General features: G+C 47.7%; 14 protein-coding genes. 10 read left to right on the top strand and 4 right to left on the bottom strand.

What is annotated here, in order from left to right; genetic code table 11:
• Positions 1-14: 14 nt before the first annotated feature.
• Complete coding sequence (hpt, locus tag SPIGRAPES_RS06595; RefSeq protein WP_014269990.1) at positions 15-572, bottom strand: hypoxanthine phosphoribosyltransferase; 558 nt, start codon at positions 570-572, stop codon at positions 15-17.
• A gap of 199 nt (positions 573-771) precedes the next feature.
• Between hpt and SPIGRAPES_RS06590 the strand changes: the two genes are divergently transcribed.
• The 4 genes from SPIGRAPES_RS06590 (at position 772) to pheT (ending at position 6,676) form a co-directional block, all read left to right on the top strand.
• Positions 772-1,287, top strand: coding sequence for a flavin reductase (locus tag SPIGRAPES_RS06590; RefSeq protein WP_014269989.1), 516 nt, complete (start codon positions 772-774; stop codon positions 1,285-1,287).
• A gap of 77 nt (positions 1,288-1,364) precedes the next feature.
• A complete protein-coding gene (locus SPIGRAPES_RS06585) occupies positions 1,365-3,344 on the top strand; it encodes an alpha-ketoacid dehydrogenase subunit alpha/beta (RefSeq protein WP_014269988.1) in 1,980 nt (659 codons plus the stop codon).
• A gap of 96 nt (positions 3,345-3,440) precedes the next feature.
• Positions 3,441-4,979 (top strand): phenylalanine--tRNA ligase subunit alpha, encoded by a 1,539-nt coding sequence (gene pheS, locus SPIGRAPES_RS06580; RefSeq protein ID WP_014269987.1) that lies wholly within the window; start codon positions 3,441-3,443, stop codon positions 4,977-4,979.
• Positions 4,979-6,676, top strand: a complete 1,698-nt coding sequence (pheT, locus tag SPIGRAPES_RS06575; protein ID WP_014269986.1) for a phenylalanine--tRNA ligase subunit beta — start codon at positions 4,979-4,981, stop codon at positions 6,674-6,676. The genes pheS and pheT overlap by 1 nt, the downstream gene beginning before the upstream one ends.
• Positions 6,677-6,775: 99 nt before the next feature.
• Here pheT and SPIGRAPES_RS06570 read toward each other — a convergent pair whose 3' ends face one another.
• Together SPIGRAPES_RS06570 and SPIGRAPES_RS06565 are read right to left on the bottom strand one after the other, a co-directional pair.
• The gene (locus tag SPIGRAPES_RS06570) at positions 6,776-7,315 is read right to left on the bottom strand and encodes a hypothetical protein (RefSeq protein WP_014269985.1); all 540 of its coding nucleotides are present in this window, start codon (positions 7,313-7,315) and stop codon (positions 6,776-6,778) included.
• 429 nt (positions 7,316-7,744) lie between these two features.
• Positions 7,745-8,446, bottom strand: coding sequence for a FadR/GntR family transcriptional regulator (locus tag SPIGRAPES_RS06565; RefSeq protein WP_014269984.1), 702 nt, complete (start codon positions 8,444-8,446; stop codon positions 7,745-7,747).
• A gap of 157 nt (positions 8,447-8,603) precedes the next feature.
• On the opposite strand from SPIGRAPES_RS06565, the gene SPIGRAPES_RS06560 reads away from it, so the two are divergent.
• The 6 genes from SPIGRAPES_RS06560 to SPIGRAPES_RS06535 all read left to right on the top strand — a co-directional run bounded on the left by SPIGRAPES_RS06560 (position 8,604) and on the right by SPIGRAPES_RS06535 (position 14,103).
• On the top strand, positions 8,604-9,620 hold the full coding sequence (locus SPIGRAPES_RS06560) for a TRAP transporter substrate-binding protein (RefSeq protein WP_014269983.1): 1,017 nt from the start codon (positions 8,604-8,606) through the stop codon (positions 9,618-9,620).
• A gap of 80 nt (positions 9,621-9,700) precedes the next feature.
• On the top strand, positions 9,701-10,213 hold the full coding sequence (locus SPIGRAPES_RS06555; RefSeq protein WP_014269982.1) for a TRAP transporter small permease: 513 nt from the start codon (positions 9,701-9,703) through the stop codon (positions 10,211-10,213).
• Positions 10,210-11,481, top strand: a complete 1,272-nt coding sequence (locus tag SPIGRAPES_RS06550; RefSeq protein ID WP_014269981.1) for a TRAP transporter large permease — start codon at positions 10,210-10,212, stop codon at positions 11,479-11,481. Before SPIGRAPES_RS06555 ends, SPIGRAPES_RS06550 begins: the two co-directional genes overlap by 4 nt.
• 75 nt (positions 11,482-11,556) lie before the next feature.
• On the top strand, positions 11,557-12,387 hold the full coding sequence (locus SPIGRAPES_RS06545; RefSeq protein WP_014269980.1) for an SDR family oxidoreductase: 831 nt from the start codon (positions 11,557-11,559) through the stop codon (positions 12,385-12,387).
• The gene (locus SPIGRAPES_RS06540) at positions 12,381-13,268 is read left to right on the top strand and encodes a dihydrodipicolinate synthase family protein (protein ID WP_014269979.1); all 888 of its coding nucleotides are present in this window, start codon (positions 12,381-12,383) and stop codon (positions 13,266-13,268) included. Before SPIGRAPES_RS06545 ends, SPIGRAPES_RS06540 begins: the two co-directional genes overlap by 7 nt.
• A 265-nt stretch (positions 13,269-13,533) precedes the next feature.
• On the top strand, positions 13,534-14,103 hold the full coding sequence (locus tag SPIGRAPES_RS06535) for a hypothetical protein (RefSeq protein WP_155816671.1): 570 nt from the start codon (positions 13,534-13,536) through the stop codon (positions 14,101-14,103).
• Between the two features lie 63 nt (positions 14,104-14,166).
• Here SPIGRAPES_RS06535 and SPIGRAPES_RS06530 read toward each other — a convergent pair whose 3' ends face one another.
• Entirely contained in the window at positions 14,167-17,136 is a 2,970-nt protein-coding gene (locus SPIGRAPES_RS06530) for a zinc dependent phospholipase C family protein (RefSeq protein ID WP_014269977.1), read from the bottom strand.
• Positions 17,137-17,183: the final 47 nt, after the last annotated feature.

Raw genomic sequence — 17,183 nt, 5'->3', positions numbered from 1 at the left:
TGTTTTGCTCCCTCTTAGGCTTGTGGATACATTTCTGCTATATAAGGTAGTGTCCTGTGTTTCTCAGCATAATCGAGGCCATATCCGACAACCCAGACATCAGGAATGGTGAAACCGATATAATCGATTTCAACAGGGACCACATGTCTGTCAGGTTTGTCGAGCAATACTGCTGTCTTTACGGAGGCGGGGTTGCGGGTTTTGAAATTCCTGATGAGGTAATCAAGCGTGTTGCCGCTATCGAGTATATCCTCGATGATCAAGACATTCCTGCCCTCCATATTTTCCCTGGTGTCCATAAGGAGCCTTACATTTCCGCTCGTGTCCCCTTTATAGGAAGACAGGGCGATAAAGTCGACAACATGGTCGACCGAAAGCCTTCTGGTCAGGTCGGCAGTGAAAATGAAGGAGCCTTTCAGTACTCCAACGACTAAGAGGTTGCCTCCACTTGTAGCATAATCTGCGCTAATCTGGCGGGCAAGCTCGTCGACCCTCCGGTTAATCGTGTCTGCATCAATCAGAACACGTACGAGATCCTCTGTCAAAGCAGGGATCGCGAGGGAATCTTTCATTGGTCCTCCTCAACGCAGCCTTTCCGGCTGTTGGCGATGATGTCTGTATTGTTTAGGAATACTAGAAAAACAGGGCTGTGTCAATGTCGTCAAATGTTGCAGAACCAAGGATTACCTGTACAATGGTACTGAATGAAATTGACTACTTGACCACACTTTTTGCGATAGTTACACTATAAGCCAATATTAGGAGGCCAATATGTTTGCAGAAGTATCGGCAGACGTTCTCGAATTCAATCCTTTCTCGGCAATAGGAAACGATGGGTTTCTCCTTACAGCAGGAACTACGGACAATTATAACACCATGACGGCATCCTGGGGGACGATGGGTGTTCTGTGGGGAAGGAACGTTATTGTAGCCTATGTTCGAAAAAGCCGCTATACCCACCAGTTCCTGGATAAGGTAAAAGGCTTTACCTGCTCATTTTTCGGGCCGGAAATGAAAGAAGCCCTCCTATGGTGTGGGCAGCACAGCGGAAGAGAGAGTGACAAAGTGTTCGATTCTGGGCTGAAGCCGGTGCCGATTCCCTCCCCTGATGGTGTTGACCGCATTACCTTCAAACAGGCAAAAATGGTATTTTCCTGTACGAAGGCCTCGGTTATGGAAATCGAGAAAAAACAGTTTGTATTGCCTGAAATACAGAATCATTATCGCGGTGGCGATTATCATACGGTATATATCGGTTTTATTGACACTATCCTTATGAACCAGTAGTCTGACAGACACAAACAAAACACTTATCTGTTTTGGCTTTAAGCAAGGAGACTGCATATCTCCTTTTGGGAGCAACAATGAATTTTTCAAAAGAACAGGCGATACAAGCCCTTTCTATCATGGTACGGTCACGGTATTTCGAAGAACGGGTCGATGAATTTTTTAAACACAAACAGATGCATGGTACTACCCATCTTTCCATTGGGCAGGAAGCGACCCAGGCTGGCTTGGCCTTGGCTCTCAAGGATGGGGATTGGATAGTCCCCACCCACCGTTGTCACGGCCATACCCTTGCAAGGGGAACTTCCGAACGCAAGATGTTTAGCGAGATGTTCGGTTCCTCCGATGGTATTTGCAAAGGGCTAGGCGGCTCTATGCATATGACCGATACCGAGCACTGGAATGCAGGAGCCTCGGCTGTTGTCGGCAGTGGGGTTCCCCTCGCCATTGGCCTGGGATTTGCACTCAAGCGTAAAGGGACAGAAAATATCGGTGTTGCCATCTTTGGGGATGGAGCTTCAAGCCGGGGAAGCATCCACGAAAGCATGAACCTAGCCTCCGTGTGGGACCTCCCGGTCTTGTTTTTCTGTGAGAACAATGGCTATGGGATGAGTGCTCCCACCCAATCGGTTGTATCCACCGATTCTATCGCATCCCGTTCCAAGGGGTATGGCATAGAATATGCCGTAGCCGACGGTAATGACGTGCAGGCTGTATATGCGGCTGCCCTGGCAGCAGTTGCCTATATACGTGAGAATTCGAAACCCTATTTCCTTGAAGTGAAGACCTACCGGTCCTGTGGACATTCCAAGAGCGATAGCTGCGTCTACCGTACCCGAGAGGAAGAACTGGGTTGGAAAGATAAGGATCCTATCGAGTCTTTTTCCCGCAACATGGTTTTAAGCGGTCTTTTTACAGACTCCGAGGTACAGTCGATTATTTTGGAAGCAAAGCGTCAGGTTGACCAGGCTGCATTGGATGCAGAGACGGTCAAAAGCGAACATATTACACTTGAAGAAGCTATGGGGTATCTTTTTTCTCCCAATCTTGATGATACAACCTTTGGCCTGTGTATGAAAAACAGCAGGATCAGCTACCGAGAGGCCGTACGCGAGGCCTTGGCTGAGGAGATGGATCTCGACCCGTCTGTAGTATTGATAGGCGAGGATATAGGCCTATATGGCGGGTGTTTCAAGGTCACCGGCAACTTAAGCGAGACTTTCCCTGCCCAGGTGCTTGAGACCCCGGTAAGTGAAGAAGCCTTTACCGGACTTGCCGTCGGGGCCTCAATGCTTGGCATCCGGCCAGTCGTTGAGATAATGTATGGCGATTTTTCGACTCTGGTAAGCGACCCAATGGTAAACCATGCTGCCAAACTCAGGTTTATGAGCGGAGGGCAACTTTCCTGTCCGATGGTAGTCCGTACCCCTATGGGAAGTGGGACCGGGCACGGGGCCCAGCATACCCAGAGCCTTGAGTCGATGTTTGCCAATATTCCTGGCTTGATCGTCGTTTCCCCTTCCTGTCCCGGCGATGCCAAGGCTTTGTTGAAGAGTGCCATCAGGGATAACAACCCGGTTCTTTTTTTCGAGCACAAGATGCTCTACGATAATCTTGGTCCGGTAGGTGACAGCAACTATGTGTTGCCTTTGGGAAAAGCCATTACCAAAAAGAAAGGGAATGATGTAACGCTGGTCTGTTACAGCCATGCGGTCATGACTTGCCTGGAGGCTGCGGCAATCCTTTCTGCACAGGATGAGATTGAGGCAGAGGTCCTTGACCTTGCCACGCTCAAGCCTATGGACAAGGATGCCATACTCACCTCGGTGAAAAAAACCGGACGGGTTGTCATTGTCCACGATAGTCCCGAATTCGGGGGATATGGGGCGGAAGTTGCAGCCATTATTGGTTCCGACCCGGTCTGTTTTACCAGCCTTGAGGCTCCTGTGGTAAGGATTTGCGGGAAAGAATCCCCGATTCCCTTCTCCCCGGAGCTTGAAAAACAGGTTATTCCTACAAAAGAAGAGATAGTCTCAGCTGTGAGAAGGCTTTTCTAAAGGAAAGAGACTTTCCTTTTTTAAGCGTAACCTATAGAATAGACACCACCTGCGCCGCGGTAATTCCGCGGCGCTGACTTACAGGAGTAAAACAGAATGGATATCGATGTAAAGAACTTGCATCCGCTGGAAGTCCGTCTGCTCAGGCATGTCGCTATCGGGGAAAGTATTACCGCCGAGTGCATCATCGGGGAGTTGGACTATAAAGTGGGGCAGTGCAACCAAGCCTTTAGTTGGTTGTGCGCAAAGGGATACCTGGTCGAAAAGAGCCGCACAAACCGTGTTCTCTATGAACTGACAGATCTCGGAAGAGAGCAGCAGCAGAAGGGAACCCCTGCCCAGCGCATATTTACATTCCTCCAAAGCAACGGGGCTCACACCCTTCCTGAGCTTGCAGAGGCCCTTTCCCTTGAGAAAAGCGAAGTTGGTTCGGCCTTTGGCCAGCTTTCCAAATCTGGGGTGACTGCTTTGAATAGCGAAAACAAGGCAGAGACCAAGAAAGACGAGTTGCCCGAGGAAGTGCTTTGTGTTGCGACCCTTTTACAGAAGGGCCTTGACGGTGAAATCGAAGAGAGCACCCTTTCTCCGCTGGAAAAGACGGTTATGTCCAAGATTGCCAAAAAGCGTGGGGCCGCTGGGTCTCCCTTCAAGGTTATCGAGCGCGAAGACCTTGTGTATGCACTGACAGAGTCTGGCGATGCTGCCAAAAAGGCAGTGATCGCTGCAAACATTACCGGAGACGAATTCGGCTCCGTGACTTCTGAGATGCTTGCAAGCGGAAGTTGGAAAACAGGGACTTTCCGGCCTTACGGGTTGAATGCCCCCACTTCCCGCCTTATTCCTGGCAGGCACAATCCCTACGGGAATTATCTACAGTGGGTCAAAGACAAACTTGCAGCCCTTGGGTTCGAAGAGTTTGACGGACCGCTTGTAGAAAATGAATTCTGGAATGGCGATGCCCTTTTCATGCCCCAGTTTCATAGTGCAAGGGATATCCACGATGTCTATTACGTAAAAGACCCCGTACATTGCAAAGAGATCGAGGAACCTTGGCTCAGCCAGGTTGCCCAGACCCACGAGAATGGTTGGAAAACCGGTAGCCGTGGCTGGGGATATTCCTTTGACCATGAATTTACACGCCGCCAGGTCCTTCGGAGCCAGGGGACGGTTTTGTCTGCACACCAGATGACCAAGGCAAAGATTCCCGGAAAATATTTCGGCGTTGCCCGGTGTTTCCGGTATGACCAGGTAGATGCCACCCATGGTGCCGACTTCTACCAGACCGAAGGTATCGTATTGGGCAATGATGTCAATTTGAAAACCTTGCTTGGCCTTTTGAAGATGTTTGCCGAGGAGATTGCGGGAGCCGAGGAAGTAAAGTACGTTCCTGGCTATTTCACCTTCACCGAGCCTTCTATCGAAGTCCATATCAAGCACCCTGTGCTAGGTTGGTTTGAACTTGGCGGAGCCGGTATTTTCCGGCCTGAGGTCACCAAGCCCCTCGGCATCGATGTGCCGGTTCTGGCCTGGGGACTGGGGATTGACAGGATGGCTTTGATGCATCTCGGGCTCAATGATCTGCGTGAATTGTTTACTCCCAATATTGAGTCGGTTCGCACAAGGAGGGGAAACTAATGCCAAAGATTGAAACCTCAGGTAAACTGTTTTACAGTTTGCTGGGAAGAACGCTTACCGATAGCGAGATGGAAGATATTTTCCCCGTTGCCAAAGCTGAGCTGGATGGCCACGAAGGTGATATCATCAAGATTGAACTGAATGACACCAATAGGCCTGACCTCTGGTCTGCAGCGGGTATCGCCCGACAACTGAGGTCCTATTGGGGAGCTGAAGATACTGTCTATGACTTTTTCTCCACTAAGGACGAGACCTTCGACAATGAGGGACGTTGCCTTATCGTGGATACATCCGTTGCAGAGGTTCGTCCGTATTCGATCGGGTTTGCTGTCAAGGGCCATGTGGTGAGTGATGAGGACTTGGTTGCCCTTATCCAGAGCCAGGAGAAACTCTGTCAGAATTTCGGTCGTAAGCGAAAGACGATTGCCATGGGAATCTATCGCTCAGACCTCATCAAATACCCTGTGCATTATGAAGGTGCAGATCCCGATACAACGAGTTTTGTACCGCTTGGGATGACAGAGAACATGACACTCAGGCAGATGTGCAGCGATCACCCGAAGGGGAAGGACTATGGGTACATTGTGTCTGATAAGAAAGTGTTCCCCTACCTGCATGATGACAACGGCGATGCCCTTTCCTTCCCACCGGTTATCAACAGCAACCGTATCGGTTCTGTGCAAGTCGGTGACGAAGGGCTCTTTGTAGAGTTCTCCGGACCTAATCTCAAGGATCTTCTGCTTGCCTCCTCGATAATGGCTTGCGATATGGCAGACCTCGGGTTTGAGATTTTGCCGGTGAAAGTAATCTTCCCTGAAGAGACTGAATTCGGCACCGAGCTTACGGTTCCCTACTATTTCCAAGAACCTGTTTCCTGTGCCCTTGCGCAGGTGCACAAGACACTGGGGGATCATATGACCGGTGAGCAGGCAGTTGCTTCCTTAAAGAAGATGGGCATCTATGCCATCTGCAGTGATGATGTGCTATATGCCAACGTCCCTGAGTACCGCAATGATTTCTTGCATCCCGCAGACTTGGTCGAGGATGTGATGATCGGTTATGGCTTGGGCAACTTCAAGCCTGAGATGCCTAACGATTTTACCCTTGGTCGTATTTCCGCAGTCGAGGAATTCAGCCGCAAGCTCAAGGACATCATGGTAGGCCTCGGGTATCAGGAGATGGTATATAACTATCTTGGGTCAAGAAAGGAATATGTTGAGAACATGCATGTGGATGGGAAGGACTATATTTATATTTCCAACCCCATGAGTGAGAACTTTGAGGTTGTACGCCCTTCAGTCATCCCCTCCCTGCTTGAAAGCGAGAGTGTAAGCGGTCATGCCCCGTTCCCGCATAATATCTTCGAGATCGGGAAAGTCGCTTTCCTGTGCCCGGAAGAAAACAGCGGAACGACTACACGCAATTACCTTGGTTTCCTTGCCTCGAACAGCGTCATGGGATTCAATGAAGTTGCCTCCTATGTGAACACCATCATGTACTTTATCAATAAAGAGTACACCCTTGCTGTCTTGGAAGGTGATACCCGTTTCATCGAAGGACGCTGTGCCGTTATCCTGGTCGATGGGAAAAAGGTCGGTGTTTTCGGGGAAATCCATCCAGCGGTTTTGGAAAGCTGGGGTTGCAGTATGCCTACCGTTGCCTGTGAGATAGACATTGATGTGATTCTCGGCGAGTAGAGAACTTTGGTTTCTGATCGTTTCGAAGCAAGTATCGTACCTATAACAAAAGCTGCGGGAAACCGCAGCTTTTGTATATAATGGAAAAATGAATGGAACTTATTTCCTGGTAAGGAGTGAAAGCCACAATTGATTTGAGATAAGGGGTTTTCCATCGACTGAGAGAGCTAGGCATTGGAAGGTGGCATTATCAAAGGTAAATGCTGCAGTTTCAGGGGTGTTGTCAAAAACTTCTTCGCCAAAATACACTGAGGTAAGGTCGTAGTTCATAAGTACTATGGACTGGATACTATATATATAAGTACTATCAGCGTCATATACCAAATCCATTTCGATGGATCCACTTATTACCGTCCCGTCGCTGGCGACCCAATTATTCAGGGTAATATCCAAAATAAGCTCATTAGTGTACGTGTTGGACACTCTGCAGGAAATACCCGTATCAATGGCAATCAAGGTATCATCAGTGAATGAGTCGGGTAGGGAAGTTTCTACTTCGCTTGCAACCATTGCGAGGATTTCTTCGCTATACCCTTTGACGGTAGAGAGTATTTCCGTTATAGGTATCTGCTGTTCACATCCTGTGAAGAATAATACCATCATCACCACGATCATAACGAGTGCGATTTTCTTTTTCATACCAAACCTTCTCCTTATGTAGATATAGAAAATAACCAGATAAGGATAGAACCTATCAGTACAGAAGTCTAATCAACTTGCTATGAAAAATAAAAAATAATAGTACTATTTGCAGGTGTTAGAAATGTAAAAATCACCTTGTAGTCAGGCAAAACAGTAAGGAGAAGTAATTTTGGAGGTTTTTCTTGTTGTAACAATAGGCTATCACCTACCGTTGCCCCTATCTGTTAGTGGGAGACTGAGGGCACCGCACTGCTGCCAGATATCTTCAAGGCAGGCAATGCCAGATAGGATAAGAATAATAGTTTGCGTTTTCGTTTACTCCGAGCAATTTCGGTTATTTTAAAAAAGGCCTTATCCGTATGGGAAAAGGCTCTCTAGCTCTTTGTACTTAAAACGTCAAACAGGCCACAATGACTTTTTGAACCCTCAGCTCTGTCCGATCAGCACCTTATTGATGTCGGCCATGGAACTCCCCAGATGGGCAAGCATAGCGGTTGTCACCCGGTTGGTATCTTTTTCCTCTATCGCCTTGAGGATAAGGCCATGCTCGATAATGGTATTCTCCGAGCTCTTTTTTACCGAGATGGACAGGAGCCTGTATTTTCTCAGTTCCATTATGGAGAGCATGTTTATTTTCTCTAACAGGGCGTTGTGTGCCATGATGCAGATCTGTGTATGGAATTGTTCGTCCAAGGAGGCAAGTGCGGAGACATTGTTCTCTTTGTTTGCCCGTATGAATTCACGATGGATACGTTTGAGTTCTTCCAGTTCTTCCACAGTGCCCCGCTGGATTGCCATTCTTGCCTGTAAGGGCTCGAAGGCCTCGCGGACTTCCGTGGAGTCCCTGAGGTTCGGGGCGGATTCGATGAACCAGTTACGGATGGTGTTATAATCGTGTTTCTGGTTGTCCCTGACAAAAGAACCCCTGCCTGCAATCTGTTCGATATATCCTTCGGCTTGCAGGGATCTCATTGCTTCCCGAACGGTCGAGCGACTAACATTGAGCAGTTCACAGAGTTTCAGTTCAGAGGGAAGTTTTTCATGGATTTTGAATTGTCCATTGATAATCGATTCCCTGATTGAATCAACGACTTGTGTTGTTACCGATACTCTTTTTATTTCTTTCATATTTTTGTCCGATGACAGACTAACACGAATACTTCTTAGCGTCAAACTCGAATTTTACCAAAGAATTCGGTTGACAAGAGAAAAATCTATGATATTCTCAACTATATTGATCTAGGTTGTCAGACAATCTGGCATCATACAATTATGGAGGTTAGTCATGAAAAAGATTCTATCGGTATTGGCTGTGCTTGTTGTTTGCACAACCATGGTATTTGCACAGGGTAAAACAGAAACAGCATCTGTAGCAGAAAGTGTAAAACCAATAACATTGACAGTATATTCTCCTGGTAACGCGAACTCAGTTCCTACCAAGACAATCCTCAAGTACAAAGAATTGGTCGAAAAAGCTTCCAATGGACAGATTCTCCTTGAAGCTCACCATTCTGGCGAACTTGGGAACGATGCAGAGGCTTTGCAGTCGACCCGTATGGGAACCATCGACGTAATCTTTGCAGGTACTTCAGGTTTTACCAGTTTCTATGACAAGGCAAAGATCCTTGATTTGCCGTTCTTGTTCAAGAATGCAAACCAGGCTTATGAAATTGTCAATAGCGAAATCGGCGAACAGATTTTTGCTGACATGGCATCTGTAGGTCTTGTGTATCTCTCGGAAGGCGACAATGGTATGCGTCATATTGCAACCACCAAAAAGCCCGTCCATTCTGTTGCTGACGTCAAAGGCTTGAAGATCCGTGTCCCAACCAGCAAGATGTACCTCGATGTCTGGAGTGCTCTTGGTGCCACCCCTGTCGCCCTTGCCTTGAACGAATTGGCTATTGCCCTTTCCAATGGCACTGCAGAAGCCCAGGACAATGCAACTTATCACCTCGTAGCAAACGCTACGTATGACGACATCAAATACTACAGCTATACAAACTATATGTGGATGGGTTGTACGATGGCCATGAATGCAAAATCCTGGAAGGGTTTGACTGCCGACCAGCAGAAAATCCTTAAGGATCAGGCAATTGCTGCTGCCAAATACTCCTTCGATACCATTCAGACTGATAACGAGACTGCTGAAGCAACCTTGAAGGCAGCTGGAGTACAGTTTGACGCTAATGTCGATATCCAGAGTTTCAAAGACAAATTGGGTGGAAGTGCCTACTATAAGCAATATGCTCAGGAAAGCTGGTATAATCAGTCAATCATTGATGCTATTCTTGCAAAATAATCCGAAAGGGCGGGGTGAGCAATCACTCCGCCTCCCTAGGGTTTTTCTTTTTTTTCAATCCATTGAAAAGGACCATTCACATGAAAGTCGTAAAAAAAATACTGGACGGTTTTGTCAAAGCCGTATCAGTCTCGCTGATGTGCCTCGTTGCGGGCATTGTTTTGTTAATGCTAAACGAATTGTTTCTCAGGAATTTCCTGGACAAGTCATTTCGTGGCATGACCGAGCTTGCAGGCTTTATGTTCCTGTGGATGGCCTTTCTCGGCATAATCGTATTGTATGACCAGAATCGGTTGATTTCGCTGGATATGATCTATGTCCGGACCAAAGAACCGGTGACGACCATTTTCTGGTTTCTCCACAAGGTCATTGCCTTGTGTCTCGGGGTAATCATGGTAGCCTCCTTTGTAGGGCTCTATCCATATGTGAGCACCGAGTACTTTTCCTCCATGCCTCATTTTGCCAAAGTATGGCAATATCTGCCACTGGCAATAGCCGGAGGATTCCTCTGTATCAAATCTGTGTATGAAATTATCGAAAAGATTCGTACCCTCAGAAATCCCGAACAACCTGTACTTGAGGTGGCCAAATGATTTTATTTTTTGTAGCCTTTGTCGTCATGCTGTTGGTAGGCGTGCCTATCAGCATTTCTATCGGGGCCAGTGCCATCCTCGGCTGTATCCGCTTGGGGTATCCTTTGATGGTTATCGGACAGAAAATGGTTTCCGGTATCGACTCTTTTCTCCTTATCGCCATTCCCTTATTCATCCTTGCCGGGAATTTGATGAATGCGGGTAAAATAACAGAAAAAATATTCGATTTTGCCAAACGGTTGGTCGGATGGATTCCCGGAGGCCTTGGTCATGCCAATGTCGTTGCCAGCTTGATCTTTGCAGGCATGAGCGGCAGTGCCGCAGCCGATGCCGGCGGATTGGGTACCATTGAGATGGAAGCTATGACCACCAACGGCTATGATGAAGATTTTTCTGCTGCCGTTACCGCAGCCTCCTCGGTCATCGGTCCAATCTTTCCTCCCAGTATCCCGCTCATTATTTATGGGTCGGTTGCCAGTGTGAGCGTTTCCGAACTGTTTATCGGTGGAGTTATACCTGGGTTGCTAATGAGTGTGGCCCTGATGGTCATGGTCTTTTTCTTTGCTATCAAGCGAGGGTATCCCAGGTTTCCGTTCAGCCTCAAGGAGCTGGGGAAACAGTTCATTGCATCGATTCTCTCAATCATTACCCCTTTGATTATCCTCAGCGGATTCACCGCTGGCTGGTTTACCCCTACAGAAGCCTCCAGCGTTGCCGTTGCGTACGCCTTGCTGATTGCCATTGCGGTTTACCACACCATGGATTGGAAAACCTTCAAGAAATGCTTGCTGGAGTCTGCACTTACATCGGCTAACACCTTGTTCATCATCGGCACCTCCCTGCTGTTCTCCTATGTAATGGTGAAAGAAGGCATTTCAACAGAAATTGCCAATTTCATCCTGGGGATAAGCGATAACCCGAATCTCATCCTGCTGGTGATCAACATCATCCTGCTGATCTTGGGAATGTTCATGGAACCGGGTGCAATCCTTACCCTCATGATTCCTGTTTTACTTCCCATCGTACATAGCCTTGGAATTGATCTTGTCCAGTTCGGTGTGGTTATGGTCCTCAACCTGATGATCGGCCAGGTTACCCCTCCGTTTGGGGTCTGTCTCTTTATCATTTCCGATGTTGCCAAAATTGAATTGAACCGTATGTACAAATCCATTCTCCCGTTCATTGGCCCTTTGTTGGTCGTTCTTATGATGTGTACGTTCATCCCATCGCTGGTAACCTGGTTGCCTGGTAAACTGTTGGGTGCTTGATTTGTTTACGTAAGGACTCGAGTACGGTAAGTTTCGTTCCTGTTCTCTATAAATACTAGTTGCAAGGGGTTACTCATGAAAGATACGTTATTTGATGTTTCTGGCAAGGTAGTTGTCATCACCGGAGGCTTGGGCCAGATAGGGGCTGAGTTTGTAAAGGAGTTCCATAGCAGGGGCTCGAAAGTCGCGGTCCTTTCCAGGTCTGCCACCCAGGAAAAAGCCGAAAAGGCCTTGGGCAAGGAATTGGTATCGAGTGATACCATTGCCCTTTTCTCTGTCAATATTACCAAGAAGGCTTCTATCAATGAAGCCTTGCAATCAATCGCGAAACTCTGGGGTGCGCCAGATGTACTTATAAATAATGCCGGGATCGACACGCAGCCGAGTGCACCCCCGGAAGTTTCCGGTCCCTTTGAGCTTTTTCCCGAGGAAGTATTCCGTGAAGTCGTAGATACCAACCTTATCGGAACCTTTTTGATGACCCAGAGTGTGGGTGCCATGATGGTAGAGGCCAACAAGGGTGGTTCTATCATCAATATCGGTTCAATCTACGGAATGGTGAGCCCTGTGCAGGACATCTATGCCTACAAGAAAGAACAGACCGGCGTAGCCTTTATCAAGCCGGTTGCCTACTGTGCGGCAAAATCGGGAATCTACAACCTTACCCGTTACTGTGCCACCTACTGGGGCAAGGCCGGTATCAGGGTCAACACCTTCACCCCATCCGGCGTATGGCGTGAAACCCAGGACGAGACCTTCCAGAAGAATTACTGTGCAAGAATGCCCATTGGGCGCATGGCCCAGGCCGATGAGTACAATGGTTCCATGATTTTCCTTGCTTCAGATGCCTCAAAGTACATGACAGGATCAAACCTTGTTGTGGACGGGGGATGGACAGCATGGTAGAAAAACCCTTTAGGGAGAACGGGGTGTATTCCGCCCTGTTCACCCCCTTTACCGACAAAGGGGAACTCGACCTTTTGAAATTGAAGCAGCTGGTTCGATTTGAAATGAATCAGGGTGTGGAAGGGTTTTATTGTTGTGGTTCCTCAGGCGAGGGCCTGCTGCTCGACCAGAGTGAGCGCGTGGCAATCGTGGAAACCGTTGCAAGCGAAATCGGGGGCACTGTTCCCTTGATCGTCCATACAGGATCATTGGGTACGAAAGAGGCAATTGCCCTCTCCCAGCATGCCCAGAAGTGTGGGGCAGCCGCGGTCTCGTTGATTCCCCCCATTTATTATCACTACAGCCAGAAGGAAGTGGCCGGGTATTATGAGGACGTAGTCAACGCAATCGACCTAGGGGTCATCGTCTACAACATTCCGCAGTTTACCGGTATTTCATTTTCAAAGGACAATACCTTGCTGGCCAATGAGAAGATTGTGGGAATCAAACATACCTCCATGAATCTCTATGAGCTGGAACGCATTTCGCAGGCATTCCCAGAAAAGACAATTTTCAACGGATTTGATGAAATCTGGTTGTACAGCATGGCCGCAGGTGCCACGGCAACCATCGGTACTACAGTCAATATCTGCCCGAAAGTGTTTGGCCTTATCCGGGAGGCTTTCCTTAAGGGTGACATGGCAGAAGCCCAGGCAATCCAGCATGACCTTAACGCTTTTATCGAATCGTTGGTCCGTACCGGGATTTTCCCCTCGGCAAAGTATTGCATGACATTGCAGGGAATCGACGTTGGTCCATGCAGAAAGCCTTTTGATTTGCTCAGCGGAGTTGAAAAAGGCCACGTAGAGCAAGCCTTGGCCAAGATGCACAAATATCTCTGAAACTAGCAACAGAACGAAGGTTCTGCTGTCGTATGAAAAAAATACAGGAATCGGTTTAAGGCCGGCTCCTGTATTTTTTTTGGAATTCCCCGTAGTCCTTTGACTGGGGGAACTCTTTGCGATGCCCTTGGTTTTATCAGTATCCTTTGCAGGAACACCTTCTCTGTTGCATTCGGCGGAAAGCTCATCTATTATATGTAGGTGCAGGATTTGGTATGAATGATCTGATGCAATCCTGTAAGAAAAAAGGAGAACCTATATGTACATGAAACGTATTGTCCTGGTTCTGGTTTTATTGCTCGCCGGTACTTCCCTGATAATGGCCACAGATACCTTGACCTATGGTATGCAACCTTCAAGGAATGAATCAAGTATCTTTGACCTCGGGATTGTCACTATGGTTCCCTATAGGGATATCTCGTCGGGCGAATTTTCTAATTATATGCCTGGAGTCAGGATGCAGTTCAACATTCGCCCTTGGTTTGGGCTGGTAACTGATATCCAAGCCCGGTCGTTCGATTTCGATACCCAGTACTTCCGTTTGATAGCCACCCTCTCCCCTGTGGTCCGTGCCATCCTTGGGCCGGTAGAACCGTATCTGGGAATCGGTACCTCCTATGGCATCATCCTGGATGCAGGGACAATCACCTCAATGGCTCCTGCCTTCCGTTTGAATGTACGCTCTGGTATCAATTTTAAAATCCTCAAGTGGCTATCGGTAGGTGCAGAGGGAAATGTTTGGACTTCTGATCCGGTCGACTTCATCAAGAATTTTACCGGGGATCTTTTGCTGGATCACCTGGATGTTGGCGTCAACGTTACATTCCGCTTCTAGGGAACATAATCAGAGGGGTTGCCCCCCTCTGATTTCTGGTTTGTTATCAATTCCTGATTTGCTTTATTTTTTCTTCCATCCGTCCCAGGTTTGCCATTCTTCCTCTCCTGTATATCTGAATTTACCTTTGAAAAGTTTTTCATCAGATGATACGGTGAACTGAAAATCACCAGACCTGCCTTGTTCCTGTAAGCTGCCTTTAAACATTCCTTTGGAGTAAATCCCCTCCAGTGTGTTTTCGCCCTCTCCGTATACACCGGTATATCCCAAATCTGTAGCATCCAGGACAATTGCCCCATATTCGCTGAACCATACCCCTTCGAGAGTATTTTCGCCAGGAGCAATCTCGTCATTATCCAAGGGGGCTACCAGCCTTCCATTCCATTGTTCCCAGCTGTCTTCTCCTTTGAAGCGTGAAACCCCATCGAAGGCGCAACCTCCGTCATAAAGAGTGAACTTGAATTCTCCGAGGAGTCCATCCAATGTAAACACACCTTCCAGACTATCCGCTGAAACTTGGCCGTTCAGTTGATATTCCTCGTCTCCGAAAAACCCAGTGACCCTGTTATTTGATTGCGAAAGTATCATACTCCCTAGATTGGTTTCCCATACACCGTTCCAAACTGTATCAACTTGCGTGGTAGCCGGTAGCATCTGTATAAAAGCCACATTGGCAGTACTTGCCTCACCCATAGAAGTGTTCATGGAATTTGCCTGAGTCAATACTGCACCTTGGACAGGATTCACCACTTTGTCTATTTTTGAATTCACAGCCGAGACAAAATCACTCTGTACCGGTCTTTGTGCAGTCTCTGTCATTTCTTCGAGAGGGTCGAAACAGAGGTATTTTACGACACCATCGTGTTCAATGCCGATTTTGTAGCCTAGGCTCAGGACAAGGGAGATATTTGAGAATTCGAATCTCCCGATATTGGTATCGTTGCCAACCTCTCGTTTCGATTTTTTGGGTAGCTGGCTACGGTTGGAGTATGCAACTGCCTGGGTCAACGCTGCCAGATTATTCCCGTGCAAGGGTTCAAGCATCACATCTCCGGTATAGGGGATTGTAGCTCCCTTTGCTCTATTGGAAACTGTTCCCTTCAAAGCTGAGGGACCTGTCGTTTCACATTCGAGTTCTAAGGCATCAAGATTTGGAATCTTGAATAATCCTCCCCGGGGAAGTGCAACTCCCTCGAATTGCACTTTTACCGATACCCTGTTTGTCCCAATCAGAGGAATCATCTGTGAAAAGTATCCTCTGGTTGCAGTAATACTAAATTCCCTATCGTCCATGGCACCTTCGTCATCTGTTACGGTTATCCTGACAGGGCCAGAATAATCCCCACCTATTGTGCCGCTGACCAGATCATTGAATACATCGGCGTTGAAATCAATGGCTTCATAGGAAACAGAAGGATTCTTCAGGGAAGTGTTTCCCCTATATATAATCTGGGGGTTGTTATCTAAAGGTTGATAGACATTTACTTGGATAAGGTCATCGGGTCTGAGCGTGAGGGATCTGCTGTATGTTCCATTAATTCCAATGGTGATGGGATAATTCTCAACCTGTCCATCGCTATGCTGCAAATGTATTGTAGCAGGTCCTGTATAAGGGGTTTTTGCCGAAAGGTTCACTGCCTGGATTTCGACTCGGTCCTGGACTGCATCAGCGTTCACCCTAAGATTGACCGGGATATGTTGAGGTGGTACAGATTGCACTGCGCCGGTCCACTTCAGATGATCATCTTGCAGCCAGGTATTAACAGTACCGTCAAAATAGGGAATTCCGTTGATGGTCACTGTAAGGCTACCTATTTTCCATCCACCTCCCAGAAAGTCGTCAGATTTTTCCAGAAAAACCTGGGAAATCCTACTAGGAGGAAAATCACCTCGGTCAACAAAAAGATAATAGGTTTCGTTGCTTCCTCTCTCGAAATCGTTGCAAATTGCACTTCCGAGCCCTAAAAGGCCGCTACCTTTATCGAGAACAGGTGATTTCCACTCCTCTCCATCGTCCCTGATCAATCCAAAAAACACATCATCATCGGTTCCTGCCTGAAAGACATCGGCAGTCCTGATGCTTACGGTAAGCGTTCCTATCGAACGATGGTCAAGATGGTAAGCATCCAGGTTCCAGGCATCGGAAAAACCCTGGAAAACATTCCTTTCGGCATCGCTTAGAAGAGTAACGCACAACTGTTTTGCCTGTTGATAGGCAAGATCAAGTCTCTCTGCCCTGGTCATTCCGGCAAAGGGTCCGTAGCGAAGGACTCCCTCTCTCAGTTGTTCCGTAACTTCCCCATAGGTATTGTCATACACCCAGTTGGTTCCGCCTGCCACCCCTGTATCAATATAGACATTTTTAAAGAAATCCATCCATTCCTTGTACTCGTCAGGCGAAGGACTTTTCCCATAGACATTCTGGGTGGCGTTTGCCATCAGATTTCGTACATCCAGGCTTTCGAATGACCTGAAAGTGGCTTGCATATTCTGGGCTGTATAAGAGCGCTTTGGATTGCTTTTGTCTGAAAACAGCAATTTGTCTGCCCAAGCCTCAAGGAGTCCATGCATTTCCTTGGTATCGGGATTTGCAAGGTACACCCCATCTACTTCAGGGTCCGGGTTTACAAAGACTCCATGGCAGTAGAGGTCTCCGACCACATGGGTGACCCATCCTGCCGCCCAGGCAATGTTCTTTGGGTCATTTGATCGCAAAGCGAGCCGTAGAAGTTCAGCTGTGAACGTCCCGACTTTCTCATAGTGGTACGCTTCGAACCATGGTGCATCATCAATCAGTATGCCTTGAGAATTGGCCGGAAGGTCAGGGCCGGTTGATCCCCATGCCGCAATCTCTGGATACTGCAACAGGGCACCCCGTATAACACTCTGGGGGGGGAGTGCGTAGGCAGTCTCATTTGACATAACCGCATGGGCTCCAGCCTTGAAGGCATAGAGAGATTCAGGAATAACCAGGCATAATGCCAGTATCAGGAACAGATTTGCGTGCTTTCGTCCTAGCTTTTTGTATCGCATTTTCTAAGCTCCTTCACAAGTGAATCGTAAGGGGGAAGACTATTACA

Source organism: Sphaerochaeta pleomorpha str. Grapes, from assembly GCF_000236685.1.
GTDB lineage: Bacteria > Spirochaetota > Spirochaetia > Sphaerochaetales > Sphaerochaetaceae > Sphaerochaeta > Sphaerochaeta pleomorpha.
This window is presented reverse-complemented; position numbering and strand designations above follow the sequence as displayed.

What these genes read in the sequence shown, in the direction of transcription:
- SPIGRAPES_RS06570 (WP_014269985.1), bottom strand. Translation starts at nt 7,315, where the DNA reads ATGAAAAAGAAAATCGCACTCGTTATGATCGTGGTGATGATGGTATTA.
- SPIGRAPES_RS06555 (WP_014269982.1), top strand. Translation starts at nt 9,701, where the DNA reads ATGAAAGTCGTAAAAAAAATACTGGACGGTTTTGTCAAAGCCGTATCA.
- hpt (WP_014269990.1), bottom strand. Translation starts at nt 572, where the DNA reads ATGAAAGATTCCCTCGCGATCCCTGCTTTGACAGAGGATCTCGTACGT.
- SPIGRAPES_RS06530 (WP_014269977.1), bottom strand. Translation starts at nt 17,136, where the DNA reads ATGCGATACAAAAAGCTAGGACGAAAGCACGCAAATCTGTTCCTGATA.
- SPIGRAPES_RS06550 (WP_014269981.1), top strand. Translation starts at nt 10,210, where the DNA reads ATGATTTTATTTTTTGTAGCCTTTGTCGTCATGCTGTTGGTAGGCGTG.
- SPIGRAPES_RS06535 (WP_155816671.1), top strand. Translation starts at nt 13,534, where the DNA reads ATGAAACGTATTGTCCTGGTTCTGGTTTTATTGCTCGCCGGTACTTCC.
- pheT (WP_014269986.1), top strand. Translation starts at nt 4,979, where the DNA reads ATGCCAAAGATTGAAACCTCAGGTAAACTGTTTTACAGTTTGCTGGGA.
- SPIGRAPES_RS06565 (WP_014269984.1), bottom strand. Translation starts at nt 8,446, where the DNA reads ATGAAAGAAATAAAAAGAGTATCGGTAACAACACAAGTCGTTGATTCA.
- pheS (WP_014269987.1), top strand. Translation starts at nt 3,441, where the DNA reads ATGGATATCGATGTAAAGAACTTGCATCCGCTGGAAGTCCGTCTGCTC.
- SPIGRAPES_RS06540 (WP_014269979.1), top strand. Translation starts at nt 12,381, where the DNA reads ATGGTAGAAAAACCCTTTAGGGAGAACGGGGTGTATTCCGCCCTGTTC.
- SPIGRAPES_RS06590 (WP_014269989.1), top strand. Translation starts at nt 772, where the DNA reads ATGTTTGCAGAAGTATCGGCAGACGTTCTCGAATTCAATCCTTTCTCG.
- SPIGRAPES_RS06545 (WP_014269980.1), top strand. Translation starts at nt 11,557, where the DNA reads ATGAAAGATACGTTATTTGATGTTTCTGGCAAGGTAGTTGTCATCACC.
- SPIGRAPES_RS06585 (WP_014269988.1), top strand. Translation starts at nt 1,365, where the DNA reads ATGAATTTTTCAAAAGAACAGGCGATACAAGCCCTTTCTATCATGGTA.
- SPIGRAPES_RS06560 (WP_014269983.1), top strand. Translation starts at nt 8,604, where the DNA reads ATGAAAAAGATTCTATCGGTATTGGCTGTGCTTGTTGTTTGCACAACC.